17 protein-coding genes and 2 tRNA genes are annotated in these 16,959 nt (G+C 68.9%); 12 read left to right on the top strand and 7 right to left on the bottom strand.

Annotation, left to right across the window (positions count from 1 at the left end; genetic code table 11):
• Nucleotides 1–16 precede the first annotated feature (16 nt).
• From FCN18_RS23655 to FCN18_RS23635, 5 genes are read left to right on the top strand one after another with little or no spacing between them, the layout of a single operon-like run.
• Entirely contained in the window at nt 17–3,574 is a 3,558-nt protein-coding gene (locus FCN18_RS23655; RefSeq protein ID WP_112275421.1) for a coiled-coil domain-containing protein, read from the top strand.
• Between the two features lie 36 nt (nt 3,575–3,610).
• Nucleotides 3,611–4,369 (top strand): hypothetical protein, encoded by a 759-nt coding sequence (locus FCN18_RS23650; RefSeq protein WP_112275420.1) that lies wholly within the window; start codon nt 3,611–3,613, stop codon nt 4,367–4,369.
• Complete coding sequence (locus tag FCN18_RS23645; RefSeq protein ID WP_137096114.1) at nt 4,369–6,882, top strand: hypothetical protein; 2,514 nt, start codon at nt 4,369–4,371, stop codon at nt 6,880–6,882. Before FCN18_RS23650 ends, FCN18_RS23645 begins: the two co-directional genes overlap by 1 nt.
• A gap of 6 nt (nt 6,883–6,888) precedes the next feature.
• Complete coding sequence (locus FCN18_RS23640; RefSeq protein WP_112275418.1) at nt 6,889–7,692, top strand: hypothetical protein; 804 nt, start codon at nt 6,889–6,891, stop codon at nt 7,690–7,692.
• Between the two features lie 59 nt (nt 7,693–7,751).
• Nucleotides 7,752–8,417: a hypothetical protein gene (locus FCN18_RS23635; protein ID WP_112275417.1), complete on the top strand. Its 666-nt coding sequence runs from the start codon at nt 7,752–7,754 to the stop codon at nt 8,415–8,417.
• 3 nt (nt 8,418–8,420) lie between these two features.
• On the opposite strand, the gene FCN18_RS23630 is transcribed toward FCN18_RS23635, so the two are convergent.
• Nucleotides 8,421–9,611 carry a helix-turn-helix domain-containing protein gene (locus tag FCN18_RS23630; RefSeq protein WP_137096113.1) on the bottom strand — a complete coding sequence of 397 codons (1,191 nt, stop codon included), beginning with the start codon at nt 9,609–9,611 and terminating at the stop codon, nt 8,421–8,423.
• Between the two features lie 96 nt (nt 9,612–9,707).
• Between FCN18_RS23630 and FCN18_RS23625 the strand changes: the two genes are divergently transcribed.
• Entirely contained in the window at nt 9,708–9,932 is a 225-nt protein-coding gene (locus tag FCN18_RS23625) for a hypothetical protein (RefSeq protein ID WP_112275415.1), read from the top strand.
• 126 nt (nt 9,933–10,058) lie between these two features.
• Here the strand turns inward: FCN18_RS23625 and FCN18_RS23620 are convergent, their stop codons facing one another.
• Nucleotides 10,059–10,232, bottom strand: coding sequence for a MerR family transcriptional regulator (locus FCN18_RS23620; RefSeq protein ID WP_112275414.1), 174 nt, complete (start codon nt 10,230–10,232; stop codon nt 10,059–10,061).
• Nucleotides 10,233–10,454: 222 nt separating this feature from the next.
• On the opposite strand from FCN18_RS23620, the gene FCN18_RS23615 reads away from it, so the two are divergent.
• Nucleotides 10,455–10,715, top strand: a complete 261-nt coding sequence (locus FCN18_RS23615; protein ID WP_112275413.1) for a helix-turn-helix domain-containing protein — start codon at nt 10,455–10,457, stop codon at nt 10,713–10,715.
• Nucleotides 10,712–11,005 carry a hypothetical protein gene (locus FCN18_RS23610; protein WP_112275411.1) on the top strand — a complete coding sequence of 98 codons (294 nt, stop codon included), beginning with the start codon at nt 10,712–10,714 and terminating at the stop codon, nt 11,003–11,005. Before FCN18_RS23615 ends, FCN18_RS23610 begins: the two co-directional genes overlap by 4 nt.
• 210 nt (nt 11,006–11,215) lie before the next feature.
• Here the strand turns inward: FCN18_RS23610 and FCN18_RS23605 are convergent, their stop codons facing one another.
• The 3 genes from FCN18_RS23605 to FCN18_RS23595 form a co-directional block, all read right to left on the bottom strand.
• Nucleotides 11,216–11,485 (bottom strand): hypothetical protein, encoded by a 270-nt coding sequence (locus tag FCN18_RS23605; RefSeq protein ID WP_112275409.1) that lies wholly within the window; start codon nt 11,483–11,485, stop codon nt 11,216–11,218.
• A 29-nt stretch (nt 11,486–11,514) separates the two neighbouring features.
• Nucleotides 11,515–12,528, bottom strand: coding sequence for a tyrosine-type recombinase/integrase (locus tag FCN18_RS40270; RefSeq protein WP_112275407.1), 1,014 nt, complete (start codon nt 12,526–12,528; stop codon nt 11,515–11,517).
• Nucleotides 12,529–12,630: 102 nt separating this feature from the next.
• A tRNA-Pro gene (locus FCN18_RS23595) sits at nt 12,631–12,704 on the bottom strand.
• A gap of 79 nt (nt 12,705–12,783) precedes the next feature.
• Between FCN18_RS23595 and FCN18_RS23590 the strand changes: the two genes are divergently transcribed.
• The 3 genes from FCN18_RS23590 (at nt 12,784) to FCN18_RS23585 (ending at nt 14,188) form a co-directional block, all read left to right on the top strand.
• Nucleotides 12,784–12,857: transfer RNA gene (locus tag FCN18_RS23590), tRNA-Gly, on the top strand.
• Nucleotides 12,858–13,392: 535 nt separating this feature from the next.
• A complete protein-coding gene (locus FCN18_RS39165; RefSeq protein ID WP_158303153.1) occupies nt 13,393–13,539 on the top strand; it encodes a hypothetical protein in 147 nt (48 codons plus the stop codon).
• Between the two features lie 37 nt (nt 13,540–13,576).
• A complete protein-coding gene (locus FCN18_RS23585) occupies nt 13,577–14,188 on the top strand; it encodes a hypothetical protein (RefSeq protein ID WP_137096112.1) in 612 nt (203 codons plus the stop codon).
• A 378-nt stretch (nt 14,189–14,566) separates the two neighbouring features.
• Here the strand turns inward: FCN18_RS23585 and FCN18_RS23580 are convergent, their stop codons facing one another.
• Nucleotides 14,567–15,013 carry a nuclear transport factor 2 family protein gene (locus FCN18_RS23580; RefSeq protein WP_137096111.1) on the bottom strand — a complete coding sequence of 149 codons (447 nt, stop codon included), beginning with the start codon at nt 15,011–15,013 and terminating at the stop codon, nt 14,567–14,569.
• 3 nt (nt 15,014–15,016) lie between these two features.
• On the bottom strand, nt 15,017–15,895 hold the full coding sequence (locus tag FCN18_RS23575) for a TIGR03619 family F420-dependent LLM class oxidoreductase (protein ID WP_113643355.1): 879 nt from the start codon (nt 15,893–15,895) through the stop codon (nt 15,017–15,019).
• Between the two features lie 311 nt (nt 15,896–16,206).
• Between FCN18_RS23575 and FCN18_RS40715 the strand changes: the two genes are divergently transcribed.
• Nucleotides 16,207–16,950 (top strand): C40 family peptidase, encoded by a 744-nt coding sequence (locus FCN18_RS40715; protein ID WP_323808373.1) that lies wholly within the window; start codon nt 16,207–16,209, stop codon nt 16,948–16,950.
• The last annotated feature ends 9 nt before the right edge of the window (nt 16,951–16,959 follow it).

Raw genomic sequence — 16,959 nt, 5'->3', positions numbered from 1 at the left:
ACTGATCGTTGCGGGCATGGCGTTGACGGTCGGCGAGCTCCAGGCGCGCTTTACTGGCGACGGCTCCGACTACTTCCGCACCGCACGCGCCGTCCGCGCTGACGCGAAGAAGACCGAGTCCGCGCTCGACATCACAGGCAAGCTCGACGCCGACACCTCTCCGCTCGTCCGGTCACTCGCGCACGCCAAGGCCGCGATGAAGGCCGCAGCTCGCGAAGAGACCGTCCTCAAGATCGACGCCGACGTCAGGAAAGCCGTCGCGAAGATCTGGGAACTGGACAAGCTGCGCGGCACTGACACGAAGATCGATGTCGACGCCGAGACCGCCAAGGCACAGGCGAAGATCAAGGCTCTCGTCGCGCGCCGCAACGCCGTGATGCTCGAAGTCGACGTAGACCAAGACAAGACGACGACGAAAGCCCGCAAAGCAGCGGAGGCCGCCGCCGAGGCGGCGGCCGACGGGTTTGAGAAGTCCAAGAGCATCGACCGCGCCACCGAGTCCGTGGCGAAGCGGGCGAACGCGAGGTTCTCCGCGCTGGTGGCGGTGGGCCTCTTCGCCGGTGTGCCCGCCGCGGCTGCAATCGCGGGTACGGCGGCGGTAGCGGCGCTGGCCGTGGTGCCGGCGGCATTCATCGGGATCGGCGCGGCTGCCTCGGCGACGCGGGATGATGTGGCGTCGGAGTGGCGAGCCCTCGGCGCCGAACTGGTCGCCGTGTCCCGCTCGGCCGCCGAGCCGATGGCCGGCGAGTTCGTCGACGCGGCGGCGACACTGCGTGGCACGGTCCGCGATCTCTCGCCCGATGTGCACGCCGCCTTTGCGCATGCGGCTGACGGGATCGACCCGCTCGTGGACGGCGTCGACACCGCGGCCCGCGTGTCGATGCCCGCGCTTCTCGTCGCCGCGCACCAGTCCGAGTCGACCATGCGGGGCGTCGGGACGCTGGCCACGCAGATGGGCTGGGGCATCCGTGAGATGTTCTTCAACCTCGCCGAGGGCGCCGACGCGTCCGGCGATGCCCTGGAAACCACCGGGTACATCTTGCGTGACTTCCTCGACTTCACGGGGCGATTTTTCACCAACTTGACCACGCACGGCGGCCCGGTGCTGGAGCAGTTCCGCACGTCGCTAGCCGGGGTGCAAGACCTCCTGCTGACGCTCACGTCGACCGGGATGCCGCTGCTGTCCGGCGCGACATCCGGGTTCCTGGGCGTGGTCTCTGGCGGGATCTCCCTCCTTGATGGGTTCGCCTCCGCGATAGGGGGCTGGGCTGGGCCGATCACGACGTTCCTTGGTGCGGCCAAGGCCGTCGACATGCTCACGTTCGGCGGCGCCCGTCGCGGGTTCCAGGGCCTGCGTTCGGAGATCTCGAAGACGAGCGGCGCGGGCTCGAAGTTCAAGGTCGGCATGCTCGGTCTCGCGGCCGGAGCGTTCCACCCGGCGACGCTCGCGGCCGGGGTCTTCGGCGGGGTGCTCATGGCGCTCGCGGAGAAGCAGCGGCTCGCCGCTGAGCGCGCGCAGGAGATCCAGGAGGCGCAGGACGGGTTCACGGAGGTGTTGCAGCGCAACGGAAACGCCATCGACGGTCAGGTGCGGTCGCTTGCTGCGCAGGGCCTCGCCGCCGACGGCGCGGGCGCAGCTGCCGCGATGCTCGGCATCCGATGGGACACCGTCACCGACGCAGCCACCGGCAACGACGCCGCGATGGCGAAGATCACGACCACCCTGAACCGCGTGAAAGCGGAAGCTGGTCACTCGGCCGACGAGGTCGGGCATCTGAACGCCGCGCTCGACGATTCCCTCGTGCCAGTGATGATCCTGGAGATGGCTCTCGACAAGCAGCGTCAGGCGCTCGAAGCGGCCCGCCGCGAGCAGGAGCTGGCACGGCAAGCGATCCTGAACACCGGGGACTCCGTGTTCCAGCTCACGGACGCGCAGGAGGGCGCGGCCAACAGCGCGCAGACCCTGGAGGCGGCGTTCGACGTCCTCGCCGACACCGCGGCGGACGTGGAGTCGAAGGGCCAGGCAATCATCGACATCCTCGCCGAGCTGGAGGGCCGCACGCCGTCAGCCGAGGAGGCGACGCAGCGTCTGAACGACGCGATCCGGGACATGAACGGCCAGTTCGCCGACGGCGTGGACAAGGCCAAGGGCTGGGGCGGCGAGCTGGTCAACGCCTCGGGCGAGATCCGCACGCTCACGGAGAACGGTTCGAACCTCCAGGACTTTGTGCAGGGCGCGGCTGCAGACTTCGGCACGCTCGGCAAAAGCCTCGCGGCCGCGGGCGTGCCCGTCGAGGAGGTCAGCCGTCGCCTCGGTGTGCAGCGTGACCGGCTTGCCGAGACGCTGGAGGGCTGGGGCCTCAACCAGGAGCAGATCGCGGCTGTCCTGGAGTACTACGGGCTAGTGCCGGATCGGGTCGCGACGCTGGCCGAGCTGGAGGGCAACGCGCTGGAGCAGGCACAGCTGATCACGTCCGAACTGGAGCGCATGCCGCCGGGCAAGTCGATCAAGGCGGACCTGACCGGCGACGCGCAGCAGGCGCTCCTCGACCTGAACTACGCGATCGTCGAACTGCCCGACGGCACGTTCGAGGTGTTCGCGAACACAAAGGAAGGCGCCCGTGCGGCGCGCGAGTTCGCCGAGTCGGTCGACGGCAGGGTGCTCACCGCGCAGGTGGACGCGAACACCGGGCCAGCCGAGCAGAAGCGCGGCTGGATCGTGGACGCGATCAACCGGTCGCGGGGAACGGTGACGCTGCTCGGCAACAACCGGCCAGCGGAGTCGTCGCGCTCGTGGATCGTCGACGCGATCAACCGCTCGCGCGGCACGGCGACGATCTTCGGTAACGCCAACCCCGGTCACCGGTCGCTCGCTGATCTGGTCCGAGCGATGAACCGCTCGCGGGGCACGTCGTGGCTCGGGTTGGCCACGGGCGGCGCGTACGCCGCCCTGGCGGACTTCGAGCGCGCTGCGGCCCGCACCGTGGTGAAGCAGGTCCAGGTGCAGATCTCGAACATCTTCGGCGGGAACGCACTCGGCGGTATCTGGGGCAACGCACAGGGCGGTGTGTGGGAGGGGGCCCGCCCGGTCGGGTTCGACGGTGGGGGGCTCGCCGGGAAGGTCGCGTCCGGCCAGTTCGGCGTGATGGACGCGAACCGGGCGGCCGTCGTGCCGCCGAACAGGCTCAAGGCCGTCATCCCGTTCATCGGGGACCGCACGCATGACCGCGAGTACTACATCCCGGAGAATGACGACCCGCGCTCCCTGCGTCTGCTCCAGACCGCGAACGAGGCGATGCTCGGGTCGCCTCACCCGGCCGGATTCGCGGCGGGTGGCGTTGCGGTACCTGCGCCGCGCGCTGCGGCGGCCACGTCGATGTCGTCAGCCGGCGCCACGGTGCCGGTCGTCGACGGAAGCCGGGGTGTCATCGCGGCGATCAACCGGCAGACGTCGGCCGTGGTCGGCGCGATCGATCGTGCTGCGGCGAACGGGAGGTCGGTGACCGTCGTGCTGGACAGCCGTGTGCTGGCGCAGGGTGTCGCGAAAGGGAACCTGCTGAACCGGGCGCGCTGAGCTCTGCGCGTGACACCCGGCGGTGACGATCCGGGTATGTGGATCGGGCGGCCTGGTGACGTGCGCGAGATGCGCAACCCACGCCGTGGCGCGGTCAAGGTGCCCGCGAACGAGCTCGCGCAGATGGTCGCGCTTTCCGGCGCGGTGCACACCTCGTCACGGCCGAAGCAGCCGAGACGATGGTCGATCGAGTTGCCGTGGCTCCCGGAGGCGCATGCGGACTGGCTCACCGAGCTAGCGTCCAAAGTGCACGGACCCGGACCGGTCGTCGTCGTCGAACCGTCCACCCGGAACTACCTTGCGCCTCGGCAGTCCGTCGGCCGGGGGCGAGCCGACCACTGGTCCACGAGCTCTGGCTCGATCTCGACACAGGCCGACGGCACGAACAGCTGGTTCCGCATCGGTGCCGGTGAGCTGCGCTGGGTCAACCCGGTCTGGGGCCGCTGGCCCGCCGCCGAGGGCATGGTGCTGTCGTTCGCGACCGAGTCCGGCCTGACGGCCGGGATCTCCTGGTACGACCTGGCTGGGACGCTCCTGTCGGGCACGAGCGATCCGTCGGGGACGGTGACAGCGACGGCTCCGGCTGGCGCGACGTGGGCGACGCCGACGATCTCCGCCACCGTGGGCGGCACGATGCCAGTGCCGCGGGCGTGCCTGCGCTACGGCGACACGGTGCCAGCGTCACCGTGGCCGGTGGGTGAGCACGTCGGCGCGTTCGCGATCCTGAACCCGCAGCGGCTCGTCGAGCGGTTGCCGTACGGGTCGGTGACGCTCGAGCTGCTGGAGCAGTACTGATGCAGCACGCCGATGACCCCGATCTCGCGGCAGCCCTGGCGAGCCCCGATGTGACCATGTCCGGTCGGGTCGAGTTCGACTGGCTCCGCGACGGCCTCTACAACCACGAGTACACCGACCTGTCGTGGCTGCTCACCTCTGCGGTGCTGGAGTACCCGACCCTCGTCGGGGACCTCCCGGAGGAGGTCAACCCGGTCACGGGGTTCTCGTCGGCTCAGCTCACAATGACGCTCGGCGGCGCAAAGTATGGCGACGCGGACCTCGACGCCGCGTGGGACGCCGAGCTCCGCGAGCAGGGTCTCGCCGCTGATCAGCTTTTCTCGCCGTACTGGCGGGATTCCCCGCTGTACGAGTTCGACATCAAAGGCACCCCGGTCCGCTACTCGCGAGTCGTCGAGACCGCGGCGGGCGAGCGGGTGGTGCGCCAGTTCACCGGTTGGGTGCGGTCGACCCCCATCGACCGTGAGGCCAACACGGTCACCGTCGTCTGCTCGGACGTCGAGGACATCCGCCGCGAACTCGTCACCTTTCCGCACTGGTGCATCCGCCCGCCGAACGTCGACGATCCGGGCACGAGCGCCGGGCAGATGGCCGGCGCGGTCCCCGGTTCGCTGGCGTGGGCGGTCGAGGAGACGTTGCGGCAGGGCGGCCGCCCGACGGGCCCGGCGGCGCGCGAGGACGCGGTCATGTACGCCTCCTGCAACGGGCTGCTGTTGCCGTCGGTGGGGAACTACGCGTGGTCGTTCGGTTCGCCGCAGCTGGTCCGGCACGCCATCGCCTACGACCCTGGCGTGTGGCAGTGGCAGGAGGGGAAGTTCGGGCTCTGCCTCAAGCCGCTGCTCCCGCCGTACAACAGCACGCGCCGGTCTAACTCGTGGATCAACTGCGCCCGCGCCGTGACCGTGCCCGCCGCGGGCTCGGGCGGTGCGACGCGCAAGATCGGCATGTCGATGTGGTTCCAGTCGGCGGGCGGTTCGGCCGTCGGCAACCCGTCGTATGTGACGCTGTTCATGGACGACTGGTGGGTCAACGGCGTCACCGGCAACGCCACGTTGTTCGTCGATTCCAATGGCCGGATCACCGTGCAGCTCACCGAGAGCGGCGCGCTCACCGGTACGCGGATCTGGGTCAAGACCTACGATGCCGCGCTCGCCCCGGCGGGCTGGCACTACGTGAACGCGATGTTCACGGTGTCCTCGACGAGTGTGCAGATCGACGTTCACCTCGACGACTCCCCCGTCACCGCGGCTACCTCCTCGATGCCCGCCGCGGGGTTCCGGTACCTCAACGTGCCGCCAGCGTTCCGGCCGAACCTCGTCGAACTGCGGGCGAGCGCCGCCCCAATACAGCACGTGCAGATCTACGACGGCGACGCCACGCTCGAATACCAGCTCGGCCAGGGCTACCCGCCGGAACGCGAGGCCATGCCGCTGGCGCTGCCGTACCACACGTTCACGGAGCTCCAGTGGATACCGGACGTGGTCGAGCGGCCCGCATGGGATCTGTTGCAGGAGATCGTGAAGGCCGAGTTCGGTGTCGTGCACACCAACGAGCACGGCCAGATCATCGCCCTGTCGCACCCGAGGATGCGGCAGGAAGCGCTCGACCAGATCGCGGGCGGCAACCTGCTGACCATCGACGACGACAAGCTGCTGTCGCTGATCATCGACCCGAGCCTTGATCACTACGCCAACACCATGACCGGCGGCGCGGTCAACCGGTACGCGGTGTTCAAGCACGTCTATACCAATCCCGGTCCGCTCGACTACTACGTGTCTCCCGGGGACACGCTGGAGCGGGTGATCTCTTTCGATGAGGCTGTGACCGTGGACGCGCGCATTAATGGCGTCAGCGCGACCCAGCCGCCGAACGGCCCGGACATCAGGATCTCCAGCGTCTCGGCGGTGCGCGCCGACAACGTCAACGTCGAACATCCGAATGTTCCCGGGATCGGTGGCGGTATCTCGGTCGACCTGCGATTCCCGGATCCAGACCAGCCCGATGCGCGCTCGGCGCTGGTGCGCTGGTGGGTCAACGCGGGCTGGGCTGCCGCGTATCTCGGCTCGTACATCGGGGGCAACTCCAGCTCGTTCCATCTGTCCGGGCTGGCCTACAGCGAGCGGAACACACACCGCACGAAGAAGGTGGACGCGGCCGAGGTGGCGCTGCGCGGCACGCGCGCCGTCGACATCGGAGACTCCGATTGGCGACAGACCAAGGGGTCGGTCGACGTGATCCTGGAGAACCTGCTCAAGGACACCGTGCAGCCCGCGCCGCTGGTCGAGCCGATCACTATCCCGGCCGATCCGCGTATCCAGCTGCGCGACGTGATCCGGCTGACGAACGAGGGCGGCATCACGGGGGCGTTGTTCGCGCAGGTGATCGGCATCAACCGTCGGGACGACGCGTCGGGGTCGGTGGACACGCTCGCGCTGCGGATCGTGCGCACGCCTGGTGTGGCGCTCTGGGATGACCCGGACCTCGGCTGGGACGTCGGGACGTGGGGAGAGTGAGGACGCATGGCATTCAGTGATCAGCTCGTCGTCGGGCCGCCCGGCGCGGAAGTGTCGAGTTCGCAGTTCGGCGAGATCCTCAAGCTGCTGCTCAACAATCTCGACGGGCGAGACATCGACCGCCTGTCGGAAATCAACGGGCTCAGTGCCCGGCTCGGTTCCGGTGTGGGCACGGGGTCGAGCACCACGACGGGCACAGCCTCCGCACAGCTGGCCGCTCTCCGGACCCGTGCGGGCGCGCTGGAGACGCTGACGCCGTCCACGGCCCGCTTCGCGCACCTCGTGCACACTGGCCGCACCACCACACCGCCAGCGAACTTCGCCGCGCTGTGCTCGACGGCGAACACGGCGAACGCACAGCTGATCCAGCCGAACGACACGACAACCGCGGCGCGCACGCTGTGGATGCCCGCGCCGACGAACGAAGGCGGCGCGATCACGAAGTCCGCGAACAACTACGAGTTCACATTCGGCTACACGGGCTACTGGATGATCACCGCGAACCTCGGGATCGTTGTGCGCGACGTCGCGGCGACCGCGCTGCTCGGCCAGGTGCAGGCCGCACTCATGACCGGCAGCGGCACGATCGAGCTGCTGAACAACGACGTGCTCCCCGCGAACATCCCGAGCCGGCAGGCAATCTATCTACCGATCAGCGGTGAGATCCGGGTGACGAGCACGACGGAGCCCTATTACCTGCGGGCGTACCAGACGCTCTACGCGGCCGCGAGCGGGGACAACGACACGATGGTGCTCGACGCGGTCGGCGGCGCGACCTACCTCAAGGCCCGGTTCGTCCGTCCACTGTAAGCAATCTGGTGGTGACACTGTGACGTGATTGTCGTGGCGACACAAGGGAGGTCGTCACGATGCCGTCCACAGTAGACACCTATGCCGACTACACGCTCATGTTTGAGCGCGCCGCCGGACAGCACTGGAACGCCACGCAGGCCGAGGGCCAATGGGCGTGGGAACCACAGTCCGCGACCGAGTCGCGCATCCGCTGGGGCCACCCGCACACGTGGGCCAGCGAGCCGCACCAGTACAAGGAGCACTTCCGCCGCGACGGCGATTGGGTGATGCTCGACGGCTGGGAGGGCAACGGCACGTTCTACGAGCTCGACGCCGCCGTGCAGTGGACGGCCGACGGCGACCTCGTCACGAACCGTGTGGCGCTGCCGCCGGGCGCGCAGCACTACGCGAAGTGGACGGTGCCGCCGCCGCTCGGCGGCTGCTACGGCATGTTCGCGCTCGGCACGATCGTCGAGCAGTCGAGCGGGAAGCGGGTGGCGTTCGCGCACGAGCAGCGCTGGACCAACGTCGGCGTGATCGCGAGCCCGCACCTGCCCGCGGCCCCGGCGCTGCGGCAGACCGAGAAGTGGTGGGACGACAACGGTCACGCGTTCTCGCTGCGCGTGCACCGGGACGTCTTCCTCGCCAAGGGCTACGGCATGGCGTACCGGATCCAGAACTACGACCCCGCCAGCGGCGCAGCCACGACCCGCCTCGACCTCAAGCACGCCTGGACGTACTGAGGTTCAGACCTGAACGCCCGCCCAGCGGGCGAACCCAGCGAGCGTGTCGTCGCGGCGCCGTTCCTGCTCGGCGAGCGTCACCACGGTCTCGCGGACCTGCGGATGCTGCCGTGTGCGGCGCGGTGAGATGCGGCGCGCTTCGTTGAGGTGCACGAGCGCCTTCTCACGATCGCCGTGCAGCACGCACGCCCGCGCCATGTCGATGTGGTGATGCCCCACTCGCTCCGGCCGCGTTGGGTCCTGCACACGCACCGCATCGTTGCGGCGCAACGACTCCGCCGCGTCGTACTGCTCGACGGGCAGCGCGCACCAGTGCACCGCTGTATTGAGCGCGGAGGCGTCGATGTTGAAGTACGGCCGCTCGGGCGGGGCGAACTCGTCGAGGATCGCGCGCGCCTCGGCGATGTACTCGTCCGCTTCCTGGCCGTCGCCAGCGCGCGCAGCGAGCACCGCGGACCGGAGATCGAGCTGTACGGCCATCGCTCGCGCCTCGGGGCTGGCGTCGAGGTGGTCGCGGGCACGGGTGAGCAAGCGCAGGCCAGCCCGGAAGTCGGCGTACTGGAGGTGCCGAGTCGAGCGGTGGTAGGCGCTCACGACGACGCGGAGCGGGTCGCCCGTGGAGGGGGCAAGGTGGATATGCCGTTCGTGCGCGAGCGCCGCGAGGTCGAACTGCCGATACTGGCCGCCGATGGTGGCGGCCATGCGGTAGGCGTCGTGCAGCGCAGCGCGGGCTTGCTCGCCCTTACGGCCGGACTGCTCAGCGAGGGGGTAGAGGTGGTGCAGCAACGGGGGCAGCTTCGGCGCGGCCTCGTCGTAGCGCTCCTGGTGGATCGCTCGTGCGACAGTTCCAAGACCGCGGCTGATCGCGGCGAGGGTGAGCGGCGCGCCCTCGGGGCGTGGGTCGTCGTAGGCGTCAAGCGCTGACCGCAGGTCCGAGATCGTGGCGGAGTCGGCGCTCGGCTCTTCCATGACCTGGTCTTCGCGGGTGTCGTAGAGGTGTGCTGGCTTGACCCGCAGTGCGCGGGCGACGGATGCGACGAACGACGGCGAGGCGGGGATGCGGCCCTGCTCAACGTGCCGGATGGTGCCGAGGCCGACGTGTGCACGGTCCGCGAGTTGCTGCTGGGTGATCCCGGCGAGGCGACGTGCTCGGGCGACTCGCCGTCCTACGCTGTCGTACTCGTCGTGGGTCATGCGCTGCTCCCTGGTCCGAGGGTGCGTGCACGCTACAGCCTACCTTGAGTAGTTGTTGAGTACTTCAGCTGCGACATCGCTCCTAGCGTTTGGGATGTGACGGAGAGCAGCGGACACGGGGTTGTCGAGCCGCCGAGCGACACGGAGCTCGCGACGTTGCTGCGCACAGCGCAGTCGTTCCTCGGCGACATCGCGTTCGAGGTGCCCCGCGGCAACGTTCGCCCGGCCCAGTTCGCCGAGCTCGCCGACCTGCTTGAGCGCCTCGCCCGCACGGTCCGTGCCCGCGCCGAGGTCGTCGTCTACCAGCGGGAGGACCGGTGAGCTGGTTCCTGCACCACGACGGCCGCGTCAGCAAGATCGGCGCTGACGGCTGGCCCGTCGAGACCGACGAGGAACCTCCCGAGCACCTGGTCGGCGCGGATGCCCCGACTCCGCGCCGGCCAGGGGTCACGCCTCGCGCTGCTGCTGGAGGCGATCGATCTGGCGACGGAGGTCGGCCGTGTTCCAGCGGGCCTGGCCACCGGGGGTGACGTAGTCGGGTGTGACCAAGCCTGCCTTCCACCAGCGGAACAGGGTCGTGCGGCCGATGCCGAGTTCCTTCGCCGCTTCGCCGGTGCTCACTGGGGGCCGTTCCTTGATCACGATGCAACGAAACACCACCGATGGAACGCATGGTGATCGACTGCAACTTTCGGAACGTATGCATCTAACGGAACTCTTGCAACTAGTGGAACAGTTGGGAAGACTCCAGGCAGCGGACAGGGGGCTGAGCGGGAAGGCACTGGCCGGTGGCCGAGTACGCGGACGTCCCCATCGTGGTTGGCGAGGTGGAGGGAAGAGGCGATGTTGCGAGCGGACCCTTGGAGACGCACCACCCGCCAACGGCGTGCCGACGCGCAGGCCGTCATGCGGCAGCTCGTCGCGATCCGCCGTCGCCACCGGATCACGCAGGAGACGGTCGCTGACCGGCTCGCCACCACGCGCGACGTCGTGTCCCGCTGGGAGACCTGCGCCCGGCAGCCGCGCTTGGGCGACCTCCTCGGCTACGTCCACGCCATCGGTGCCCGCATCACGATCGTCGAGACCCCAGCGAGGCCAGCGTGACCACTTCCGAGCGGCGCGTGAAGCGACCCAGCGTCGAGCTGGCCGAGGCAGCGCGGCTGCTCGATCAGTGCGATCGCGATCTGGTGCTCAACCGGTTCGGGTACCAGCTCCTCGCGATCCCGGACGGCGTCGACTTCCTGCGCCGCTGGATGTCCGAGGCCGCCGTGGACCTGGAAGGCGTCACCGACCCGCCGGCCACGGTGCTCGACGCGGACATCCTCGAACCGCGGCGACCGCTCATCGTGCTCGCTCGGAGGATCCGCCAGCACCTCGGCACACGATCACGGTAACCGTCATCGCCGCAGGTCAGCGTTCTACACGCGGCGGCTGGCCGGTGGAAGGGTGTAGGCCATGACTGGGGAGTCATGCGAGGACGAGCCGTGCGCGCGCTGCCACGGCGCGAAGAAGGTCTGGGTGCAGCGCCGGTTGGATGGCGAGAAGTTGACGGTTCGCGAGCGCTGCCCGCGCTGCGGCGGCACTGGCGTTGAGCCGGACTCGGGTTAGCTGGCCTTGCGCCGGGCGCGCTTGGTGGACGAGCGCAGGGCGAGGCTCTTCATGTGGGCGCGGCGGGCGCTGGCGGCCCGCTCTGCGCGGATGTCGGGCGGCAGCACACCGTCGGGGTCTACGTGTCTCTCGAACCGGTCGTTCGCGGCCTTGCGCGCCGCCGCGGTGCGGGCGGCGCGGTCGGCGGTGTTGGCCCACGAGGAGTGCGAGGCGATCTGGGCGCGGAGGGTGCGCTGCGCGGGCGTGAGGTTCTTCGACGCTGCCATGCGGCTAGCACAGCGCACCCGTGTCACCGCTACAGACGACTGCCGACGCGGATCCGCCGCGCAGTAGCGTGCGCCCGCTCAGTGGCTGCGCTCTTGCCGTAGCGGCGCGCCATCTGCGGAGTGGTCCACCCGTTGATCAGCATGAGGTCACCCTCGCTGCCGCCTTCCTTGAGGAAGTGGTGCGACTGGTAGTGGCGACCGAGGTGAGCATGCAGGTTCCGCCCCATCGCTTCGTTCACGCCTGCAGCCCGGCCGCGTCGCCGGAGCATGAGCTTGATGCCGTTCGGGCTGAGCGGGCGGGCACCCTTCTCGGCCAGCCACAGCGCGGAGAGCCCGGCACCCTTGTGCCGACTGCGAACACGGAGGTATCGAGAGATCGCCTTGCCGGTCTTCGCGTCGAACGGAATGACCCGCAGCTTGTCGCCCTTCCCGAGGACGCGGATCGTGTCGACGTTCAGATCCAGATCACCGGGCCGCTCGTCGTCGCCCAGATCGAGGGCGGCGACCTCCGCGAGCCGGCATCCGGTGTCCCAGAGCAGTCGGATAATCGCCTCATCGCGGCGGGACGCGAAGTCCTTCCCGTTGCAGGTGGCGAGCACGTCGCGCATGATGTCGTCCGGCGTGATCGGCACGAGCGCTTCGGGGATCTCGGGGGGCTTCATGGACGCCATCGGGTGCGAGTCGAGTTCGTCCTCGGCGACGAGCCACCCGAACCACGCGTGGAGGGCTCGATAGTTGTTGTTCGCATTGCCCTTGCTCGTGGTGGCGACGCGGTAGGCGATCCACGCGCGGGCAAGGCGCTTGAGTTCGTCGACCTCGGCGGGCGGCTCGGGTGCGGTCGGCAGGTCGGCGATCCACTCGTCGGGGTTGTCGACCTCGGGGGGTGCGATGGGGTTGACGGACCACCAGTGGAACTTGCGGGCTACGTCGCCGTAGCACTTGATGGTGTTCTCGCTCTTGCCCTCGGCGCGGAGTGATCGGCGCCATTCGGCGATCAGTGGTTCCCAGGGCTCGGGTGCCGGGATCGGTGGTGGTGTCGGCATGCTCCAACTTTCAAAGCGAAGTGTCACTGAGCACTGCGCTTGCCGACCCCGCGACCAGCAACCCTCGCAGAACCGCGAAAGCTGCTGGTCAGAGACATAAAGTCGGGGTGACAGGATTTGAACCTGCGACCCTTCGCTCCCAAAGCGAATGCGCTACCAAGCTGCGCCACACCCCGTGACCGCCACGCCTGGGCGGTGTGCGACCACCTTAGCGTGTACCGCTACACTACCGGGGCGGCTGGTCACCGGTCGCATGCGGGCGTAGCTCAATGGTAGAGCCCCAGTCTTCCAAACTGGTGGTGCGGGTTCGATTCCCGTCGCCCGCTCCAGAACGTTTACGCAGGTCAAACCCACTTCACGGTGACGGTTCCCGATCACGGGGAGCCGTCGTTCGCCGTCTTGGGCCACAACCGGGCCACCAACCGACCGGAACCAGAACACCGGCGGCCCCCCACCAGGCTCGTCGTCGGGCCGATCGCCTCGCCGCAGCTCGACACGGGCATTCGGATGGATGTTCGGTCACGGTGTCAGGAACGCCCTTGCCGCCGACCAGGCCCGCCTTGACGAGCACCGGCAGTGCGGCGAACGTGGCAGTTCCGGGAATGGAACGTCCTTGCCGGCATCGACCGCGCCGACAAGTGGTTGGTACGTAAAGGGATTCAGGGCGACGGTCCGGGCCGCGCGGAGCTGGCTCGATCCTGCGCCGCCGCACAGCGGCGGTTCATCTCCGCATACCGCAAGCAGCCCCGGGCTTGGGTGCCCGCGATAACGATCAGGGCACACCGGGTAATGGACGGCAAAGCCCCTCAGATGTTCCCTCTGAACCGGTGCGCGCGCACCGCCACGGAGGGGACCCACGCCACGATGACCGCCGTACCTGCCGCCGCCCTACCCAGCGTGGTGGGACCACCCGGCTCCCGGCTCGTGACCGGCGCCATCGGTACAGGCTTCCGCATCCTGTTCCTGATCCTCGTGGCCGCCGGATACGCCATCTACGACGTCGGCGGGTAACCCCTCACCGCACAACCAGAGTAAGGAACCAACACCCATGAGATCCGTCCCCGCCCTCGCTGCTGCCTGCGCAACTGCCGCCATCCTTGCCGGCTGCTCGAACGACACCGCTGGCAGCGGCTCCGCTCCAGAGCTGCCCGCCGCCACGACCGAGGCCACCGCGAGCGAGGCCACTGCGGAACAAGCCGCCGACGAGCCCGAACGCAACGAGCGCGGCAACATCGTCAAGCAGCTCGGCGAGGAGGCCGGGTTCGCCGGGTTCGGCGGGCAGGTCGGGGACGACACCAACGTGCTGTTCGCCATCGACAAGGTGGAGGTCGACCCGTCGTGTGACCAGTACGGTATGGCCGCCGAGAGCGATCGCACGCTGTTGCTTCACGTGCGCGTCGCGACCGGCAGCAGCGCCGAGACCGCGAGCATGGCCCTCGGCGTCCTGAACCCGTACAGCTTCTCCGAGATCGATGCCAACGGCGTCACCCACGCCGCGGAGTCCGGGATGTGCACGGACCCGAACGCCAGCATCACGATGCAGAACTTCGGGCCGAACCAGAAGTACGCCGGCACTCTCGAGCTGATCGTGCCCGAAGCCAACGGTTCGCTGATCCTGTCGTCTCCCGGCATGGAGGGCGGCTGGGAGTGGGACTACTGAGCGCGCCACCCGGCCGTTCCGCCGAACACAGCCATGGATTCCCGTCGCTTCGGGATCGTGAACCGGTGGGCGGGCATCACTCGCGCGCAGGCAGGCCCTGCACCACCGCGGCTACGACTGGGAGTGGATTCCGGCCGAGCTCCAGGACCGGGCCCGGATCAACGGGTCCGACGGCGAGCTGCCGCACCTGGACCCGCTGACCCGCGGGGTGTCGAAGCGCCTCACGGCAGGGCCGCCAGGCACTCCCGGCACCTCGTGCCGGGAGTGCCTGCCCCCAGCACAAGGCGACATGCATACGCCGTCGTCGGCACGGCCCCGACCAGTCGCCCCGCCGGACGCACGGCGCGAACCTGTGCCTCACGCGCGCGCCGCCGGTGTCTACGCGGAGACCTGCCGCGCCGTCGCCATCGCGCGCTCGGTCTCCCAGAACGCGCGCATCGACACGATCCGGCCGTCCTCGCCCACTTTGTAGACGAATACGCCGTCGGTGTCGACGCGGTAGTTGCCCGGCAGGTACGTCGTGATCGTGCCGACGTTGGCCACCTCGTCGCCCGCCGCGTGCGAATCCCTGATCACGAACTCGAACCGTTCGACGTTCGCGATCGTCTTGTCCCAGAACGCGGAGATGCCGTCCGTGCCGTGGTGGCCCTTGCCCTCCTCGTCGAACATCGACGGGCCAACCGGGTCCTCGATCACGCCGTTGGGGTGGAACAGCGTGAGCCACTGGTCCTTCTCCCCCGCCACGACGGCCTGCATCGACCGCCACGCCGCGAGGCGCGCTGGCGGCTGCTCCGCCTTCGGGTCCCAGCACACGGTGACACTCACGGCTCAGGCCTCCTTGAACTTGTCGATGATCTCGTCGGCGAACTTCTTGATCGCGTCCTTCTTCGCCGACACCGGTGCGTCGAAACCGAGGCCCTGCAACACCCACGGCACGGTGATCACGTCGGTGACGCCGATCTCGGCCTGCTGCCGGTAGCCGTCGAGGCCGAAGCGGTCGACGCAGACGGCCTGGATCTCGAACGGCTCGTCGGCGCGCCCGTACTCCGCGCGCAGCTCGCGCAGGCGCTGGATCGTCGTGGACAGGTCGTCGAACTTCATCATCGCCGAGGCCCAGCCGTCACCGGCCCTGGCCGCGCGCCGCAGCGCCACTTCCGTGTGCCCGCCGATGTAGAACGGCACGGGCCGCTCCGGCGCCGGGCTCATCCGTAGCCTGCCGAAGTCGAAGAACCGGCCGTGGTACTCGACCATGCCGCCGCCGAGGATGAGGCGCAGCACCTCGATGGCCTCGTCGACGCGCTTTCCTCGGTGCTCGTAGGGCGCGCCGCACCATTCGAACTCCTCGGGCGACCAACCCACGCCCAGGCCGAGCCCGAAGCGGCCTCCGGTGAGGTTGGCGACGGAGCCGACCTGCCTGGCGAGCAGCACGGGGTTGCGCGAGCCGAGCTTGAGCACGGACGTGTAGAAGCGGATCCGGCTGGTGACGGCGCCCATCGCCCCCGCGGCGATCAGCGGGTCGACCCACGGGGTCTCCTCGTCCCAGAACCGGCTGCCGTCGGGGGTGTAGGGGTAGTCCGCCGACACCGTCTCCGAGTAGAAGAGCGAGTCGGGCAGCGCGACCGAGGCGAACCCGCACTCCTCCGCCGTCGCGGCGAGCTCGGTGAGCTGGTCGAGCGGGCTGAGGGCCACCGACAGTGTGAACTTCATGCGCCAGAACTATAACGTGTTCTAGTTCTGGAGGCCAGTGGTGAGCCAGGGCACCCTGAGGCTGTGATCTGCGACACCGAACACCACGTGTCGCATTCACCTGACGGTTCGAAACATTCCCTGGTCGACGCGCGGACCCGGATTAAACGTCATTCGCCGATTTGTTTCCCACATCACCTTCTTCAGCGAAAGAAGGGCTCGCCTTCCAGCGGATTCGCGTGTTTACCGTTTCCGGTCGCCGATGGCGGGAAAGCCACGGCGGTAGTCGGGGGAACACATTCCGTAGAACCGAATTTCTGTGGAGGAAACGCGTGCCCACGACATCCTGGAAACGGTCCGCCATCATCGCCGCCGTCGGAGCCGGAACGCTGCTCGGCTTCGCCGGGACGTCCTCGGCGGTCGTGCCGACCTCGCAGAGCATCGACGCGCCGCCGAAGTCCGTCGCGCCGGGCTCGCAGGTGACGTTCACCGGCAAGCTCACCGGCATGGGCGACCGGCCGCTGCCCGGCGAGCCGGTGGACCTGGAGTGGCGAGCCGGGCCGGACCAGCCGTGGTCGGTCTCGAAGACCGGGCAGACCAACCACGACGGTGTGGCCTCGATCGCCGTGCCGGTCGAGCGCACGTCGCACTGGCGGCTCAGCTACCGGGGCGACGAGATCCACGACCCCTCCCTGTCGGCCGAGCAGACCGTGCAGGCACACAAGCCGGTCAACCAGCGCATCGTCGACGCGGCGGCGAGCCAGGCGGGCAAGCCGTACTCGTACGGCGCCAGCGGCCCGGACAGCTTCGACTGCTCCGGCTTCACGCAGTACGTCCACAGCAAGGTCGGCATCGACCTGCCGCGCACGTCGAGCGACCAGCGCGCTGCCGTGCCGCAGATCGGCAAGGGCGACAAGGTGCCCGGTGACCTGCTGTTCTTCTCCGATGGTGGCAGCGTCTACCACGTGGGCATCTACGCCGGTGGCAACCAGATGTGGGCCGCGCCGGAGTCGGGCGACGTCGTGCGCAAGCAGGACATCTACACCGAGTCCTACACCGTCGGCCGCGCCTGGTGACGCCACGGG

It is taken from the genome of Prauserella endophytica (assembly GCF_005146945.1).
In the GTDB taxonomy this organism is placed as follows: domain Bacteria; phylum Actinomycetota; class Actinomycetes; order Mycobacteriales; family Pseudonocardiaceae; genus Prauserella_A; species Prauserella_A endophytica.
This window is presented reverse-complemented; position numbering and strand designations above follow the sequence as displayed.